Annotated in this window: 15 protein-coding genes; 9 read left to right on the top strand and 6 right to left on the bottom strand. The window is 72.5% G+C overall.

Translation table 11 applies throughout. The annotated features are described in order from the left end of the window. Nucleotides 1–111: 111 nt before the first annotated feature. A complete protein-coding gene (locus B0I32_RS22730) occupies nucleotides 112–696 on the top strand; it encodes a DUF3043 domain-containing protein (protein WP_245955962.1) in 585 nt (194 codons plus the stop codon). A gap of 106 nt (nucleotides 697–802) precedes the next feature. Here B0I32_RS22730 and B0I32_RS22725 read toward each other — a convergent pair whose 3' ends face one another. Next, nucleotides 803–1,759, bottom strand: a complete 957-nt coding sequence (locus tag B0I32_RS22725; RefSeq protein ID WP_146178275.1) for an SMI1/KNR4 family protein — start codon at nucleotides 1,757–1,759, stop codon at nucleotides 803–805. A 57-nt stretch (nucleotides 1,760–1,816) separates the two neighbouring features. Here B0I32_RS22725 and B0I32_RS22720 point away from each other — a divergent pair, with 57 nt between their 5' ends. Next, the gene (locus B0I32_RS22720; RefSeq protein WP_106242657.1) at nucleotides 1,817–2,815 is read left to right on the top strand and encodes an aldo/keto reductase family protein; all 999 of its coding nucleotides are present in this window, start codon (nucleotides 1,817–1,819) and stop codon (nucleotides 2,813–2,815) included. Between the two features lie 66 nt (nucleotides 2,816–2,881). Here B0I32_RS22720 and B0I32_RS22715 read toward each other — a convergent pair whose 3' ends face one another. Further along, nucleotides 2,882–3,088 (bottom strand): hypothetical protein, encoded by a 207-nt coding sequence (locus tag B0I32_RS22715; protein ID WP_106242654.1) that lies wholly within the window; start codon nucleotides 3,086–3,088, stop codon nucleotides 2,882–2,884. Nucleotides 3,089–3,170: 82 nt separating this feature from the next. Here B0I32_RS22715 and B0I32_RS22710 point away from each other — a divergent pair, with 82 nt between their 5' ends. Then, nucleotides 3,171–3,860 carry an SCO2322 family protein gene (locus tag B0I32_RS22710; RefSeq protein ID WP_106242651.1) on the top strand — a complete coding sequence of 230 codons (690 nt, stop codon included), beginning with the start codon at nucleotides 3,171–3,173 and terminating at the stop codon, nucleotides 3,858–3,860. 50 nt (nucleotides 3,861–3,910) lie between these two features. Continuing rightward, nucleotides 3,911–4,957, top strand: a complete 1,047-nt coding sequence (locus B0I32_RS22705) for a bifunctional adenosylcobinamide kinase/adenosylcobinamide-phosphate guanylyltransferase (protein WP_106242648.1) — start codon at nucleotides 3,911–3,913, stop codon at nucleotides 4,955–4,957. A 45-nt stretch (nucleotides 4,958–5,002) separates the two neighbouring features. On the opposite strand, the gene B0I32_RS22700 is transcribed toward B0I32_RS22705, so the two are convergent. Next, complete coding sequence (locus B0I32_RS22700) at nucleotides 5,003–5,803, bottom strand: ABC transporter ATP-binding protein (protein WP_106242646.1); 801 nt, start codon at nucleotides 5,801–5,803, stop codon at nucleotides 5,003–5,005. Nucleotides 5,804–5,837: 34 nt separating this feature from the next. Between B0I32_RS22700 and B0I32_RS22695 the strand changes: the two genes are divergently transcribed. Beyond that, on the top strand, nucleotides 5,838–6,710 hold the full coding sequence (locus B0I32_RS22695) for an adenosylcobinamide-GDP ribazoletransferase (protein ID WP_106242644.1): 873 nt from the start codon (nucleotides 5,838–5,840) through the stop codon (nucleotides 6,708–6,710). A 61-nt stretch (nucleotides 6,711–6,771) separates the two neighbouring features. Here the strand turns inward: B0I32_RS22695 and B0I32_RS22690 are convergent, their stop codons facing one another. Genes B0I32_RS22690 through B0I32_RS22680 form a run of 3 tightly spaced genes read right to left on the bottom strand, consistent with a single transcriptional unit; the run spans nucleotide 6,772 to nucleotide 9,001 of the window. After that, nucleotides 6,772–7,692 (bottom strand): CPBP family intramembrane glutamic endopeptidase, encoded by a 921-nt coding sequence (locus tag B0I32_RS22690; protein ID WP_106242641.1) that lies wholly within the window; start codon nucleotides 7,690–7,692, stop codon nucleotides 6,772–6,774. Next, nucleotides 7,689–8,657, bottom strand: a complete 969-nt coding sequence (locus B0I32_RS22685; RefSeq protein WP_146178274.1) for an SdpI family protein — start codon at nucleotides 8,655–8,657, stop codon at nucleotides 7,689–7,691. Before B0I32_RS22685 ends, B0I32_RS22690 begins: the two co-directional genes overlap by 4 nt. Then, the gene (locus B0I32_RS22680; protein ID WP_106242637.1) at nucleotides 8,654–9,001 is read right to left on the bottom strand and encodes a GntR family transcriptional regulator; all 348 of its coding nucleotides are present in this window, start codon (nucleotides 8,999–9,001) and stop codon (nucleotides 8,654–8,656) included. The genes B0I32_RS22685 and B0I32_RS22680 overlap by 4 nt, the downstream gene beginning before the upstream one ends. Before the next feature lie 106 nt (nucleotides 9,002–9,107). On the opposite strand from B0I32_RS22680, the gene B0I32_RS22675 reads away from it, so the two are divergent. The 4 genes from B0I32_RS22675 to B0I32_RS22660 all read left to right on the top strand — a co-directional run bounded on the left by B0I32_RS22675 (nucleotide 9,108) and on the right by B0I32_RS22660 (nucleotide 14,469). Beyond that, the gene (locus tag B0I32_RS22675; protein ID WP_106242635.1) at nucleotides 9,108–10,577 is read left to right on the top strand and encodes a leucyl aminopeptidase; all 1,470 of its coding nucleotides are present in this window, start codon (nucleotides 9,108–9,110) and stop codon (nucleotides 10,575–10,577) included. Between the two features lie 51 nt (nucleotides 10,578–10,628). Next, entirely contained in the window at nucleotides 10,629–11,993 is a 1,365-nt protein-coding gene (gene lpdA, locus B0I32_RS22670) for a dihydrolipoyl dehydrogenase (RefSeq protein WP_106242632.1), read from the top strand. 38 nt (nucleotides 11,994–12,031) lie between these two features. Next, nucleotides 12,032–13,489 (top strand): 2-oxoglutarate dehydrogenase, E2 component, dihydrolipoamide succinyltransferase, encoded by a 1,458-nt coding sequence (sucB, locus tag B0I32_RS22665; RefSeq protein WP_106242629.1) that lies wholly within the window; start codon nucleotides 12,032–12,034, stop codon nucleotides 13,487–13,489. 86 nt (nucleotides 13,490–13,575) lie between these two features. Next, nucleotides 13,576–14,469, top strand: a complete 894-nt coding sequence (locus B0I32_RS22660) for a TIGR01777 family oxidoreductase (RefSeq protein ID WP_106242626.1) — start codon at nucleotides 13,576–13,578, stop codon at nucleotides 14,467–14,469. Nucleotides 14,470–14,501: the final 32 nt, after the last annotated feature.

The raw sequence follows: 14,501 nt of genomic DNA, 5'->3' as shown, positions 1-14,501 counted from the left end.
CCGTGCAGCGCAGCCGCCTTGGGATTACCCTACGCATAACGCACGAGGGCGTCACTAAGTTGCAGTCCAGGTAGGGTTGACGCTGTGTTGCGACGCCGTTCCCAGACCTCCGTGGACGACACCCCCGTCCCCGTTGACGATCCTAAGCCCCAGGGTAAAGGTCGTCCCACACCCAAGCGCCGCGTTGCCGAAGGCAAACGGCGCCAATACGTCTCCGCGCCGAAAGACCGCAAAGAGGCCTATCGGCAGATGCGGGCCAAGCAGGCCGCCGAGCGCGATCGTGCCCGTCAGGGCATGCTCGCTGGTGACGAGCGGTATTTTCCCGCTCGTGACAAGGGCCCCGCGCGCAAGTTCGCGCGCGAATGGGTCGACTCGCGGCGGTTGCCGAGCCAGTATTTCCTGCCGTTCTCGCTAGTCATCCTGCTCGCCACGTGGGTTCCCTGGCCGATGGCCATCCGGGCCCAGGTGCTGGGCTACGTGGTGACGATCGGCTGGCCGATCATGATGATCGGCGTGCTCTTCACCTCGGTCTACGTGGCCTGGAAGGTGAAGAAGGTGGTCGCGGAGAAGTTCCCGGACGAGAGCGTCAGAGGCGTGGGCTTCTACGCGGCGATGCGGGCCTTGCAGATCCGCAAGCTGCGCTTCCCGCCGCCCACGGTGCTGCCCGGCGGCAAGCCGGTCCCGCCCAAGAAGTAACGGATTTTTTCCGAAATTTCGGCCGTTCCCCGGTACAGCGCCCCCGCGTTTCGCGGTGCGACGTTGGTCGCCGGGGGTCCGGCGGAGGGCACGGTCTCCGGTGCCCTCACTCCCAGCGCAGGACGCCGCGCTCGACCGTGGGGTGCCGGCCCTCCGGCTCGTCGCCGAGCTTGAGGGCCGTGCCCCGCTCCAGGGCGTCGGCCACCGCTCGCATGAGCGCGTAGTACGACGGCGCGCGGCCTGTCATGCCGTCCGCGCCCTCCCAGCCGACGGCTCCGTCCGTGGAGTCGACCACCGCGTACGTCGTGAAGTGCTCCGTCGCGCGCCCCTGGCGGGACAGGAACGGAATCATCCGACCGTTCCAGCGGCCCGAACCGGGCTCCGAGGCGCACAACGTCCGCCACACGTCCCTGATCTGGCGGACGCCGAGGTGGGACGCCCCGCCGGACCGGACGCCGAGCCCCAGCCCGAACGCCGCCGCCCCGCGCGAGCCGTTGTGACGCAGCAGCGAGGCCCGCAGGTCGTCGGGGAAGTCCACGCCCATCTGCGCCTCGGCGACGGCGATCGTGCGCGCCTTGCCGGGAGCCCGGAGCGTCCGGTACGTGCGGGGCGCGTTCGCCTCCAGCCACCGCTCGATCCGCCGCCACTGCCGGTCGACGGCCCGTTTCACCCTGGGGTCGATCGGCCGCACCGTCACCGGCCGCGGCACGGGCGCGCAACCGGGGTCTTGATCGGGTGACTCGCTCGCCGTGGGTGCGGGCGAGGACAGCACGGGGGGAGCGACGGGCTCCGGCACGGTGGCGAGGTTCTCGTCCTGGGGCAGGGCCTCCTCGTACGCCGCCCGCGCCTGCCACCCGCCGGCCGGCAGCAGGGCGAGGGCCAGCGTCAGCGCCACGATCGCCGCGATGCCGGCCCAGATCACCCCCATGCCCGTACGGCGGGCGCGAGCGGGCGCCGCCGGCTGGGCGGGCTGGTTCCGCGGCAGGCGGGCACGGCGGCGCAGCCGTACCGCGATCGCGGTCATGATGGCCGCCGTCAGCGCCAGCCGTACTAGCTTCAGCACGTCGCGCACCCTATCCCGAAACGAATCACCCCACGCGCCGGGATTAAGGTCGGACCTATGGAATTCCGACACCTCGGCCGCAGCGGCCTCATGGTCAGTGAGATCAGCTACGGCAACTGGATCACCCACGGCTCCCAGGTCGAGGAGGAGGCCGCCAAACTCTGCGTGCAGGCGGCCCTCGACGAGGGGATCACCACGTTCGACACCGCCGACGTCTACGCGGGGACGAAGGCCGAGGAGGTGCTCGGCCGCGCGCTGAAGGGCGTGCGCAGGGAGTCGCTGGAGATCTTCACCAAGGTCTACTGGCCGACCGGTCCCGGCCGCAACGACCGCGGCCTGTCGCGCAAGCACATCACCGAGTCGATCAACGGCTCGCTGCGCCGCCTGCAGACGGACTACGTGGATCTCTACCAGGCGCACCGCTTCGACTACGAGACCCCCCTCGAGGAGACGCTCAAGACCTTCGACGACCTCGTCCGCCAGGGCAAGGTCCTCTACATCGGCGTCAGCGAGTGGACCGCCGACCAGATCGCCCAGGCGCTCAAGATCGCGGACGAGATGGGCTTCGACCGCATCGTGTCGAACCAGCCCCAGTACTCCATGCTGTGGCGCATCATCGAGCCCGAGATCGTGCCCCTGAGCGAGAAGGAGGGCGTGGGCCAGATCGTCTGGTCCCCGATCGGCCAGGGCGTGCTCACCGGCAAGTACGTCCCCGGTCAGCAGCCGCCCGAGGGCTCCAGGGCCACCGACAAGAGCGGCAGCGCCATGATCGCGCGGTTCATGCGGGACGACGTGCTGGCCCGCGTGCAGGAGCTCAAGCCGATCGCCGCCGACCTGGGCCTCACCATGGCGCAGCTGGCGATCGCCTGGGTGCTGCAGAACCAGAACGTCTCCAGTGCCATCGTCGGCGCCACCCGCCCGGAGCAGGTGCGCGACAACGTCAAGGCGTCCGGCGTCAAGCTGGAGGCCGGCGTGCTGAAGCGGATCGACGAGGTGCTCGGTGACGTCGTGGAGCGTGACCCCGCCAAGACCGTGAGCCCCCAGACCCGCCCATAACCCGCCCCCGTAACAAAAACCCCTTGAGCCGCAAGACGCTCAAGGGGTTTTTCTTTTATCCGGGACTCACTGCTGGCGCAATGACAATCCCGTGTATTCAACACGGTCCTCTTCGAGCAAAGCGACCTGCTCGACCCCGGATTCCAGCAGGTCACGATAGTTCTCGCCGAGCCAGGACTCCGCGTCCGCCTGGCTGGGAAAAACCTCTCGCGGCAAAGGACGATCCGTCACCTCACCACCCTTTGCATTCTCATAACGCCACCGCCATGTCATGCCATACGCTCCTTTTCCGCGGGTTCGCCGGCGCACCCTCCGCAGGCACTGGAACCCTACTCCCGAGCTCGGAGGTCAATCGATGCTGCGCGCGTATCGTGTTGCGGCCGGGGTCGCCCTCGGGGCGGCCGCGTTCCTCTCCCTTCCCCTTCCCGCACTCGCCGCCCCGCCCGTCGCCCCCGGCGGGCCGGCCCCCGGAGCGGCCGATCCCGGCGCCACGCGGTCGTGGAGCGCCTGGCGCAGCGACGGGACGGCCTGGCTCGCGGCCGATCCCGCCGACTCGCCGCCGGACGGCTCCGTCATCGGCTGGCGCTTCTCCGTGTCGCCGGAGGGGGCCGCGGGCGACTCCCCCGGCGGGGAGCTGCCGTCGTTCGCGTCGGTGTGCGGCAGGGACACCGCGGCCTCCGGGCACAAGCGGGTGGCGGTGACGGTGGACTTCGGCGACGGGGACGCCGACGCCTACCCGGGCGACCAGCCGCCGGCGCAGGGGGTGCTGCGGTGCGTGGCGGGCGCCGAGGACGCCACCACCGCCCGGCTCCTCGCCTCCGCCGCCCAGGTCCGGGTGAACGACCGGGGTGACGTCGTGTCCGTGTCCGGGTACCCGATGCGGGAGCGCGGCGGCACCGAGCTGACCGCCGCCGCCCCGGCCGCCCCCGACGGGCCGTCGGCGCTGCTGATCGCGGGCGGGGCGGGCGCGCTGGCCCTGCTCACGGCCGGCGCCGTCGTGGCCACCCGCCGCCGTACCCGCGCCCCCGCGGAAGCCCGCCGCTGACCCCTCAGACCGCCCCGCCAGGTTTTCCCGCTCCTTGTACGCTCGGCGCGGTGAAAGTCCTTCTCACCGGTACGGCGGGCGGTGCGGGCCGGCCGGAGCCCGGCTGCCGGTGCGTCTCCTGCGCGAGCCCGCCCCCAGGTCACCGCCGCCCGTTCGGCGTCGTCGTGGACGGCGTGGCGGGCTTCCCCTTCGACGCCCCGCCGGACGGTTACCGCTCCCACGCCGGCGGCCTCGGGCTGTCCGCCCCGGACGGCGGCCGGCTGCTGTACCTGCCCGAAGACCGGGCCGTGCCCACGGACGGCAGGCACGACGTCGTCCTGATGGACCTGCTCGACCGGCCGGAGCGTCTCGGCGAGCTGCGCAGGGCCGGATCGGCGGACGACGCGACCGTGGTGGTGGCGACCGGCCTCGACCACCGGATCAGGTCCGAGCGGGAGCTGAACCGGCGGCTGCGCCTGTGGGGGGCCCTGAGCGTCCCCGACGGCACGGAGCTGGAGATCACGCCGGGACGCGGCCTCACAGCGGCGTCACGGCCTCTGGGGGCCCCGGACGCGGGCATCGGCGCGGCACGGGAGCCCGGCCCGTGGCGGGCGCTGCTGCTGGGCGGGTCCAGGTCCGGGAAGTCGGCCGAGGCGGAGCTGCGGCTGGCGGGCGAGCCGTACGTCACCTATGTGGCCACGGGACCGGCGGGCGCGGGTGACGGGGAGTGGGCGGCGCGGGTGCGGGCGCACCGGGAGCGGCGGCCCGCGCACTGGGCCACCGCCGAGACCACCGACCTGGTCACGGCCATCGGCGCCGCCACCACCCCGCTGCTGATCGACGGGCTGGGCACCTGGCTGACGGCGGTGTTCGACGAGCACGGCGCCTGGGAGGGCGACCGCGCGCCGGTCGCCGCCGCCTGCGACGCCCTGGTGGCCGCGTGGCGTCAGGCGCCGCGGCCGGTCGTGGCGGTCTCCGACGAGGTGGGGATGGGCGTGGTGCCCGCCACGGCCAGCGGGCGGGCGTTCAGGGACGCGCTCGGCCGGCTCAACGAACGGCTGGCCGCCGAGTCCGAGTACGTGGCGCTGGTCGTCGCCGGCCGCCCCCTCGAACTATGACCCCGCCCTCACCGTACGAGCACCTCCGCAGGAAGGACGGGCGAATCAGGGGCGGGCGGCGCGGGCGTACCAGCGGCCGTCGATGCGGTCCACGTTCAGCGGACGGCCGAAACAGTCGCTGAGATGGCCGGAGGTGAGCACGTCGGCCACGGGGCCGGCCGCCAGCACCCTGGCGTCGCGCATGAGCATGGCGTGCGTGGTGGTGGCGGGCACCTCCTCCAGGTGGTGCGTCACCGTGACGGTGGTGAGCACGGGCCGGGTGGTGGCCAGGTCCTCGACGGCGGTGATGAGGTCCTCGCGGGCCGGCAGGTCGAGCCCGGCGAACGGCTCGTCGAGCAGCAGCACCGCGGGATCGCCCATGAGCGCCCTGGCCACCCGGATCCGGGCCCGCTCCCCCTGGGAGCAGACGCGGAACTTCCGCTCGGCCAGGTCCTTGCAGCCCAGGTCGGCCAGCAGCCGATAGGCCCGGTCGTGCTCGCCGTCGCCGTACTTGTCCCACAGCGGCACGCTCGTCCCGGTGTGCCCGGTGAGCACCACGGCGAGCGCGGTCGCCCCTTCCTCCTCCATCAGTTCCTCGTCCACCAGCCGCTGGCTGGAGGCGACGAGGCCGATGTGGCGGCGCAGCTCCCGCAGGTCGACCCGGCCGAGCCGGTGGCCGAGCACCTTGACGGCGCCCTCGCTGGGATGCCGTACGGCGCCCGCCAGCGACAGCAGCGTCGTCTTGCCCGCGCCGTTGGGGCCGAGGACGGCCCAGTGGTCGCCGTAGTCCACCTGCCAATCGACGCCGTCGAGCAGTGTTTTGCCGACAACCCGGACGCCTACGCCTTCGAGTTCAACCACGTGCATCCCGCCACACTAGTGGGCCCTAGGATCGTGCGTTATGCGGCTGATGGACGGTGTGCGGCTGGCCGTGGGCACGCTCAGCGTCTTCCCCGTACGCGTGCGGCGGGTGGATCGGCAGGTGGCGGGGCAGGCCATGGTCCTGGCCCCGGCCGTCGGCCTGGTGCTCGGGCTCCTCGCCGGGCTGCCGCTGCTGCTTCCCGCCCCGCCCCTGCTGGGGGCGGCGCTGGCGGTGGGGCTGCTGGCACTGCTCACCCGGGGGCTGCACCTGGACGGCCTGGCCGATCTCGCGGACGGGCTGGGGAGCGGCAAGCCGGCCGATCAGGCACTCGACATCATGAAAAAGTCGGACATCGGGCCGTTCGGCGTGATGACGCTGGTGTGCACGCTGCTCGTCCAGGTGGCGGCGGTCGCGGAGGCCGGTTACTGGGCCCTGGCGACGGCCTGCGTGGCCGGGCGGCTGACGCTGGCGTGGGCCTGCCGGGAGGGGGTGCCCGCCGCCCGCTCCGAGGGGCTGGGGGCGATGGTCGCGGGCACCGTACGCCGCCCCGCCGCCTGGCTGGCCACCCTGGCCGCCTCGCTCACGGCCGTGCTGATCGGCCTGCTCGCCGGCGTCTGGAGCGGCGTCCCCGGCGACGTGTCCTGGTCGTCCGAGCCGGTTCCGCCGGGAACGGACGTGTACGGCATGGTCAGGACCTACCCGACCGAGGCCGAATTCCTCATGCGGGACGTCGTCCGATGGCTGTCGGGCCCGGCCGGCGCGCCCCTCGCGCTGCTCGCCGGGACGGGCGTGGCCCTGCTCCTGCTCCGCCACGCCAGGCGCCGGCTCGGCGGGATCACCGGCGACGTGCTCGGCGCGCTCGTGGAGACGACCACGGCCGCCACGCTGGTGATCTGGGTCCTCCTCCCCTGAACGGGCCGGCCACCACGAAGGCGACCGGCCGCACGGGAGGGCCCTGCGGGCCGCCGCTCGTTCAGGTGGCCGGTTCCGACTCGGCCGGGGCCGGCTGCGGCGCCCGCTGCGGCGGACGTACCGGGAAGAAGCGCAGCAGAACGACGCAGAGCAGCGCGAGCACCACCCAGCCCATCACACCGGTGATGCCGGCCAGCACCTCGTTCGGCGGGGCGGCGGCGTCGCCGAGCAGCAGCGCGACCCCGGCCACGGCGTTCAGCGAGGCGTGCGCCACCACCGCGGGCCACACGCTCCCGGTGCGCAGCCGCAGCCACCCCAGCAGCACCCCGGCCAGCATGCAGAAGCCGATGAAGGCCAGCGCCGCCCACGAGCCGAGCCGCGGGTAGTTGTAGCCGAGCAGGGTGAGCGGCGCGTGCCAGAGGCCCCAGACGGCCCCGGACATGAGCAGCCCGGCGAACACGCCGTTCGAGGCGACGAGCCGGGGCGCCAGCCAGCCCCGCCAGCCCCACTCCTCCCCCAGCGCCGGGATGGCGTTCAGGACGGGCCCGGCCACGGCGGCGATCAGGATCTGCACGATGGCCAGGGTGCTCAGGTCCACGGGCGGCTGGACGCCGTTCGCCCGCAGGCCGGCGCCGAAGAGGCTGAGCCCGGACAGGTCGAGCGAGACGAGCCCGACGGCGGCGCTGATCCACAGGGACAGGAACGTCAGGACCGGCACGCCCAGCCAGGCCGCCAGCATCATCGCGATGGTGCGGCCCTTGCGCTCGCCCAGCGTGAGCCCGGTGTGCCGGGCCCATTCGCGGAACGGCGTGCGCGACAGGGCCCACACGCCGAGCACGCCCACGGACGGGGTGAACATCATCAGCGCGCCCAGCGGCTGCATCAGCGGCGAGCCGAGCCCGCCGCCGAACCACAGGGGCAGCGCCGCGGCCCAGGACAGCCCGAAGGCCAGGACAAGGAAGACGATGAGGGGTTTTTTCACGACGAGACACGCTCCGCGATGAGGGTGTTGATGAGGGATGCGCCCCGTTCGGCGTCGTCGATGCTGATGGCGAGCCGGCCGCCGGAACGGTAACGCAGGATCAGGCACTCGCCACCGCGCAGCATGATGGTGGCGCTTCCCGGCACGCCCCGGAAGCCCCAGCCGCCGACCTCGCCCGGCCGGCGCTCCTCGGCCCACGCCGACTCGACCTTGGCCAGCGGGATGGTCCGTGTCGGCCAGCCGACCGGCCCGAACCCGATCACCACCTTCTCGCCGACCACCTTGACGGTGAGCGACATGGTGGCCAGACCGACCACGAGCACGATGACGAACCCGGGCAGGGCGGCGCTCAAGGCGGTCGCGTCGAACCTGCCGGTCAGGCGAAGCGTGATCGCCGCCACGATGAGCACCAGCGCGCCGAAGGTGAGAGCGGTGAGCCACGGGTTGACCAGGTGGCTGACCCAGACCGCCCGCTGGCCGGGGCGCAGGCGCAGCCGTGGCGGCGCCTGCTCGCCGGCGGACGGCTCGTCCTCCGGGCCCCGGCCCAGACGGGCGGCCACGAGGCCGGCGGCGACCATGCCGAGCAGCACCAGGGGGACGTGCCAGACCGGTAGTTCGGCCGCGCGCCAGCCGGGGGCGTCGAGGTTGACCGACAGGGTGGAGGCGGTCAGGCCCAGCATCAGCGTGCCGAACCCGAACAGGCAGCCCCACCAGGTGGACCTGAAGGCGCGCCGCGCCTGGCCCCGCCTGGTCAGCGCGAACAGGACGAGCCACATCACGGCCCAGGTGACCGAGCTCGTGACCACGTGTCCCGTCAACGACGAGGAACCGTCGGGCACGGTGCCCGCCGAGCCCCAGTGCGTGGCCATGGGATCGGGCAGCCGGTCACGCAGGGCGAGGGGCGCCAGGATGAGCACGGCCGTCACGGCCAGCCACCAGACGGCGGCTATGGCACGGGGTCTCATTTCAGTTCCTCCAGGATGGTGATGAGGTCGTCACGGCTGTAGCCGTACTTCTTGGCCTCCTGCAGCAGCTCGCGCGCCCGCTGGGCGAGCAGGGCGCGGCCGTCCGCGCGGCCCGCCACGCTGACCCCGCGGCCCCTCCTGAACTCCAGCAGCCCTTCGTCCCGCAGGTCGCGCAGAGCCCGCAGCACGGTGTTGGTGTTGATGCCCAGCGCCCCGGCCAGGTCCTTGGCCGGCGGCAGGCGGTCGCCCGGCCGGTAGGAGCCTTCGCCGATGGCGCGGCGGATGGCGCTCGCCACCTGTTCGTGCAGGGGGCGGGCGTCGTGGAGATCGAGCGTCAGCAACATGATGCTAATGACACTAGCACTATTCCTCACCCGGGCGTCCACCAGCGATTGGTAGGATGAACCCCTGTTTGTGAGTACGCAGAAACCGTGGATAGCATCGGTTTACGTGACCACTGTGCGGCTGAACTCAGCAGATCCCGTCTCCATCGACACCGACGCCTTGATCGTCGGCTTCAGACCGGGCGAGGACGGCCCGGTTCCCGCGTCGGGCGCCGACTCCCTCGACGCGGCCTTCGATGGCAAGCTCGCCGCCTCGCTCGGCGCCGTGGGCTTCTCCGGCAAGCCCGGCGAGCTGGCCAAGCTGCCGGCCTTCGGCGCCATCGCCGCCCCGCTGCTGGTCGCCGTCGGCCTCGGAGACTCCCCCGGGCCCGAGGATCTGCGCCGCGCCGCCGGCGCCGCCGTGCGCGCGCTGGCCGGCACCTCCCGCGCCGTGCTCGCGCTGCCGGCCGGCACCCCGGGCGAGGCCGAGGCGGTCGTGCTCGGCGGTCTGCTCGGCGCCTACTCCTACTCCCGTTACCGCACGAACGGCGAGCAGAAGGCCCCGGTCGCCGAGCTCACCGTGGTCACCGGCCAGTCCGACGAGGTCGCCCAGCGCGCGACCGTGCTGGCCGAGTCGGTCTCCCTCGTGCGCGACCTGGTCAACACGCCTCCGTCCGACCTGTGGCCGGCCAGGTTCGCCGAGCTCGCCGAGCAGGCGGGCGGCAAGGCCGGGCTGAGCGTCGAAGTGCTGGACGACAAGCAGCTCAAGGACGGCGGCTACGGCGGCATCGTCGGCGTCGGCCAGGGCTCGGTCAACCCGCCGCGCCTGGTCCGCCTGGCCTACAGCCACCCCGAGGCGGCCAAGACGCTCGCCTTCGTCGGCAAGGGCATCACGTTCGACTCGGGCGGCCTGTCGCTCAAGCCGTCCGCCTCCATGGACTGGATGAAATCCGACATGGGCGGCGCGGCCGCGGTGCTCGGAGCGGTGATCGGCATCGCCAGGCTCGGCCTCCCGGTCAACGCCGTCGGCTACCTCTGCCTGGCGGAAAACCTGCCGAGCGGCACCGCGCAGCGCCCCTCCGACGTCATCCACAGCTACAGCGGCAAGACCGTCGAGGTGCTCGACACCGACGCCGAGGGCCGCCTGGTGCTCATGGACGGCATCGCGCGGGCCGCCGAGGACGACCCCGACCTGATCGTCGACGTGGCCACCCTCACCGGCGCCCAGATCGTCGCGCTCGGCTGGCGCACCGCCGGCGTCATGTCCAACGACGACGCCGTACGCGAACTCGTGGTCGAGGCCGCGGGCGAGGCGGGCGAGGGCGCGTGGGGCATGCCGCTGCCCGAGGAACTGCGCAAAGGCCTTGACTCGCCCATCGCCGACATCGCCAACCTCCAGCCGGAGCGCTGGGGCAGCATGCTGGCGGCGGGCATCTTCCTCAAGGAATTCGTGCCCCAGGGGGTGCGCTGGGCCCACATCGACATGGCCGGCCCCGCCTTCAACAAGGGCGAACCGTACGGTTACATCCCGAAGGGCGGCACGGGCGCCTTCACCCGCACCCTCATCGGACTCGCAGAGCGGCACGCGAGCATCTGAAACAAATGAAAAGATGACGGCATCACGAACACCCCGACAAGGAGCCTTCCTGTGGCCTATGACATCGTCGTCCTAGGGGGCGGCAGCGGCGGTTACGCCTGCGCGCTAAGGGCGGCCGAGCTGGGCAAGTCGGTCGCGCTGATCGAGCGGGACAAGATCGGCGGCACCTGCCTCCACAGGGGATGCATCCCCACGAAGGCCCTGCTCCACTCCGCCGAGGTCGCCGACGAGACCCGCGAGAGCGCGTCCTTCGGCGTCAAGGCGAGCTTCGAGGGCATCGACGTCCAGGGCGTCCACGCCTTCAAGGACAAGATCGTCACGCGCGCGTGGAAGGGCGTGCAGGGCCTGCTCAAGGGCGCCGGCGTGACGGTCGTCGAGGGCGAGGGCCGCCTGGTCGGCGGCAACAGGATCCAGGTCGGCTCCGAGGTCTACGAGGGCCGCAACCTCGTCCTGGCCACCGGCTCCGCGCCCAAGACGCTGCCCGGCCTGGAGATCGACGGCGAGCGGGTGATCACCAGCGAGCACACGCTCAGGATGGAGCGCGTGCCCGCCTCCGTGATCGTGCTGGGCGGCGGCGTCATCGGCGTCGAGCTGGCCAGCGTCTACCGTTCCTTCGGCGCCGAGGTCACGATCGTCGAGGCGCTGCCGCACCTGCTGCCCACCGAGGAGGAGTCCAGCTCCAAGCTGCTGGAGCGGGCCTTCCGCCGCCGCGGCATCAAGTACGAGCTGGGCGTCTTCTTCGACGGCGCCAAGACCACCGAGACGGGCGTGGTCGTCACCCTGGCCAACGGCAAGACCCTCGACGCCGAGCTGCTGCTGGTCGCGGTCGGCCGCGGCGCGGTGTCGGCGGGCATGGGCTTCGAGGAGCAGGGCATCACCGTCGAGCGCGGCGCGGTCGTGGTCGACGAGCACTGCCAGACCTCCGTGCCCGGGATCTACGCCATCGGCGACCTGATCCCGACCCTGCAGCTCGCGCACGCCGGCTTCGCCGAGGGCATCATGGTGGCCGAGCACATCGCCGGCCTCAACCCGCCGCCGATCGACTACGCGGGCGTGCCGCGCATCACCTACTCCGACCCGGAGGTCGCCTCGGTCGGCATCACCTCCGCCCAGGCCGCCGAGCGCGGCATCGAGATCGTCGAGCAGGTCTACGACCTGGCGGGCAACCCCAAGAGCCAGATCCTCGGCACCTCGGGCGCCGTGAAGGTCATCGCCCAGAAGGACGGCCCCGTCGTCGGCGTCCACATGGTGGGCCGCCGCATCGGCGAGCTCGTCACCGAGGGCCAGCTCATCTACAACTGGGAGGCGCTGCCCGCAGAGGTCGCCCAGCTCATCCACGCACACCCGACGCAGTCCGAGGCAGTCGGTGAGGCGATGCTGGCCCTGGCCGGCAAGCCGCTGCACGTCCACAACTAGTCCAGCCCTCGAGATCAGAACGCGAGAGAAGAATAACGATGCCGGTCTCCGTACAGATGCCCCAGCTCGGCGAGAGCGTGACCGAGGGCACGGTAACCCGTTGGCTGAAGAAGGAGGGCGAGCGCGTCGAGGCCGACGAGCCGCTCCTCGAAGTGTCCACCGACAAGGTCGACACCGAGATCCCGTCGCCGTCCGCGGGTGTCCTCACCAAGATCGTCGTCGCTGAGGACGAGACGGTCGAGGTCGGGGCCGAGCTCGCCGTCATCGACGAGAACGGCCAGCCCGGCGCCGCGGCCCCGGCTCCCGAGGCGGCCGTCCAGCCGGCTCCCGAGCCTGAGCCCGAGCCCGAGCCTGAGCCCGCCCCGGCTCCCCCGGCCTCCTCGATCCCGCAGCCGGCTCCGGCGCAGGCCGCGCCCGCCCCTGCCCCCGCTCCGGCGCCGGCCCCCCAGGCCGCTCCTCCGGCGCAGCCCGCGCCGGCCGCCGAGCCCGCCCCGGTCGCCTCCTCCGGCGACAGCCCCTACGTGACGCCGCTGGTCCGCAAGCTCGCCAACGAGCACGGCGTCGACCTCGACGCCATCAACGGCACCGGCGTGGGCGGCCGGATCCGCAAGCAGGACGTGCTGGAGGCCGCCAAGGCGCAGCGCGAGAAGGCCGCGGCGGCCCAGCCCGCCGCCGCTCCCGCGCCCGCCGCCCAGCCGGCCGCCGCCGCCCAGGCTCCGGCCGCGCAGGCTCCGGGCGCCGCGGCGCCCGAGCCGGTCGAGGTGGACACCACGCTGCGCGGCCGCACCGAGAAGATGTCGCGCCTGCGTCAGACGATGTCGAAGCGCCTGGTCGAGTCGCTGCAGACGGCCGCCCAGCTCACCACCGTGGTGGAGGTCGACGTCACCAAGATCGCGCGGCTGCGCGACCAGGCCAAGGCCGACTTCCTGCGCCGCGAGGGTGTCAAGCTGACGTTCATGCCGTTCTTCGAGATGGCCGCCATCGAGGCGCTCAAGCAGCACCCCAAGCTCAACGCGACGATCAACAACGAGACCATGGAGGTCACGTACTTCGACGTCGAGCACCTGGGGATCGCGGTCGACACCGAGCGCGGCCTGATCGCGGCGGTGATCAAGAACGCGGGTGACCTCAACCTCGCCGGGCTGGCCCGTAAGACGGCCGACCTGGCCGAGCGGACGCGCGCCAACAAGGTGACGCCCGACGAGATCACCGGCGGCACGTTCACGCTGACCAACACCGGCAGCCGGGGCGCGCTGTTCGACACGCCGATCCTCAACCAGCCGCAGGTCGGCATGCTCGGCACCGGCGCCGTGGTGAAGCGGCCCGTGGTGATCGACACCGCCGAGGGCGAGGTCATCGCGGTGCGCTCGATGGTCTACCTGGCGCTGACCTACGACCACCGCCTGGTCGACGGCGCCGACGCCGCCCGCTTCCTCACGACGGTCAAGCGCCGTCTGGAGGAGGGGCGTTTCGAGGCGCAGCTCGGGCTCGCGTAACACGGCTCTCCGATCGGCCGGGCGGTCCCTCCGGGGACCGGCCCGGCCTTTCGCGTCTCCGGCCGGCCTCGGCGTACTGTGAGGGCATGACGATCATCGTGACCGGAGCGTCGGGCCTGCTGGGGACGGCGCTGGTGGACGCGCTGCGGGCGGACGGGCGCGAGGTCGTCCGGCTCGTCCGCCGCACCCCCGCGAAGGACGACGAGGCGTACTGGCAGCCGGGCGAAGAGGTGGTCGACCTGGCCGCGCTGGAGGGCGCCGAGGCCGTCGTGCACCTGGCGGGGGCGCCGATCGGCGACAGGCGCTGGAGCCCGGCCTACAAGCGCGAGCTCGTCACCAGCCGGGTGCACGCCACCCGGGTGCTCGTCGACGCGCTCGTCCAGCTCTCCAGGCCGCCTGAGGTGCTCCTGTCGGCGTCCGGCGTGGACTTCTACGGCGACACCGGCGACGAGGTGATCGACGAGAGCCGGGGCCGGGGCAGCGGGTTCCTGGCCGATCTGTGCGAGCGCTGGGAGAACGAGGCCGCGCGGGCGGGCACGGCGGGGATCAGGACCGTGCGGTCGCGCACGGGGCTGGCGCTGAGCCGGCACGGCGGCGCGCTCGGCCGCATCCTGCCGATCTTCCGGATGGGGCTGGGGGCGCCGCTGGGATCGGGCAAGCAGTACTGGTCGTGGATCACCGTCGACGACTGGGTGGGGGCCGCCCTCCATGTCCTGAAAAATCGGGAAATCGAGGGGGCGGTCAATTTCACCTCCCCCGGACCCGTCACCAACGCCGAGTTCACCAGGACGCTCGGAAAGACCCTGCGCAGGGGCACGATGCCGATCCCGGTGCCGGCGTTCGCGCTGGCCGCGGGCATCGGCGAGTTCGCCCGCGAGGGACTGCTGCCCAGTCACCGCGTCGAGCCGGCCAAGCTGACCGCCGCCGGCTACGCCTTCTCCCATACGAGTCTCGGCGACGCCCTGCGCGCCGTAATCTAGTGCCCGATCCTCGTTCAGCAGCTGGGAGAACT

The organism is Nonomuraea fuscirosea (genome assembly GCF_003001935.1).
Classification (GTDB): domain Bacteria; phylum Actinomycetota; class Actinomycetes; order Streptosporangiales; family Streptosporangiaceae; genus Nonomuraea; species Nonomuraea fuscirosea.
Note: the sequence above shows the minus strand (reverse complement) of the source record. Positions and strands in the feature narration are given on the sequence as shown.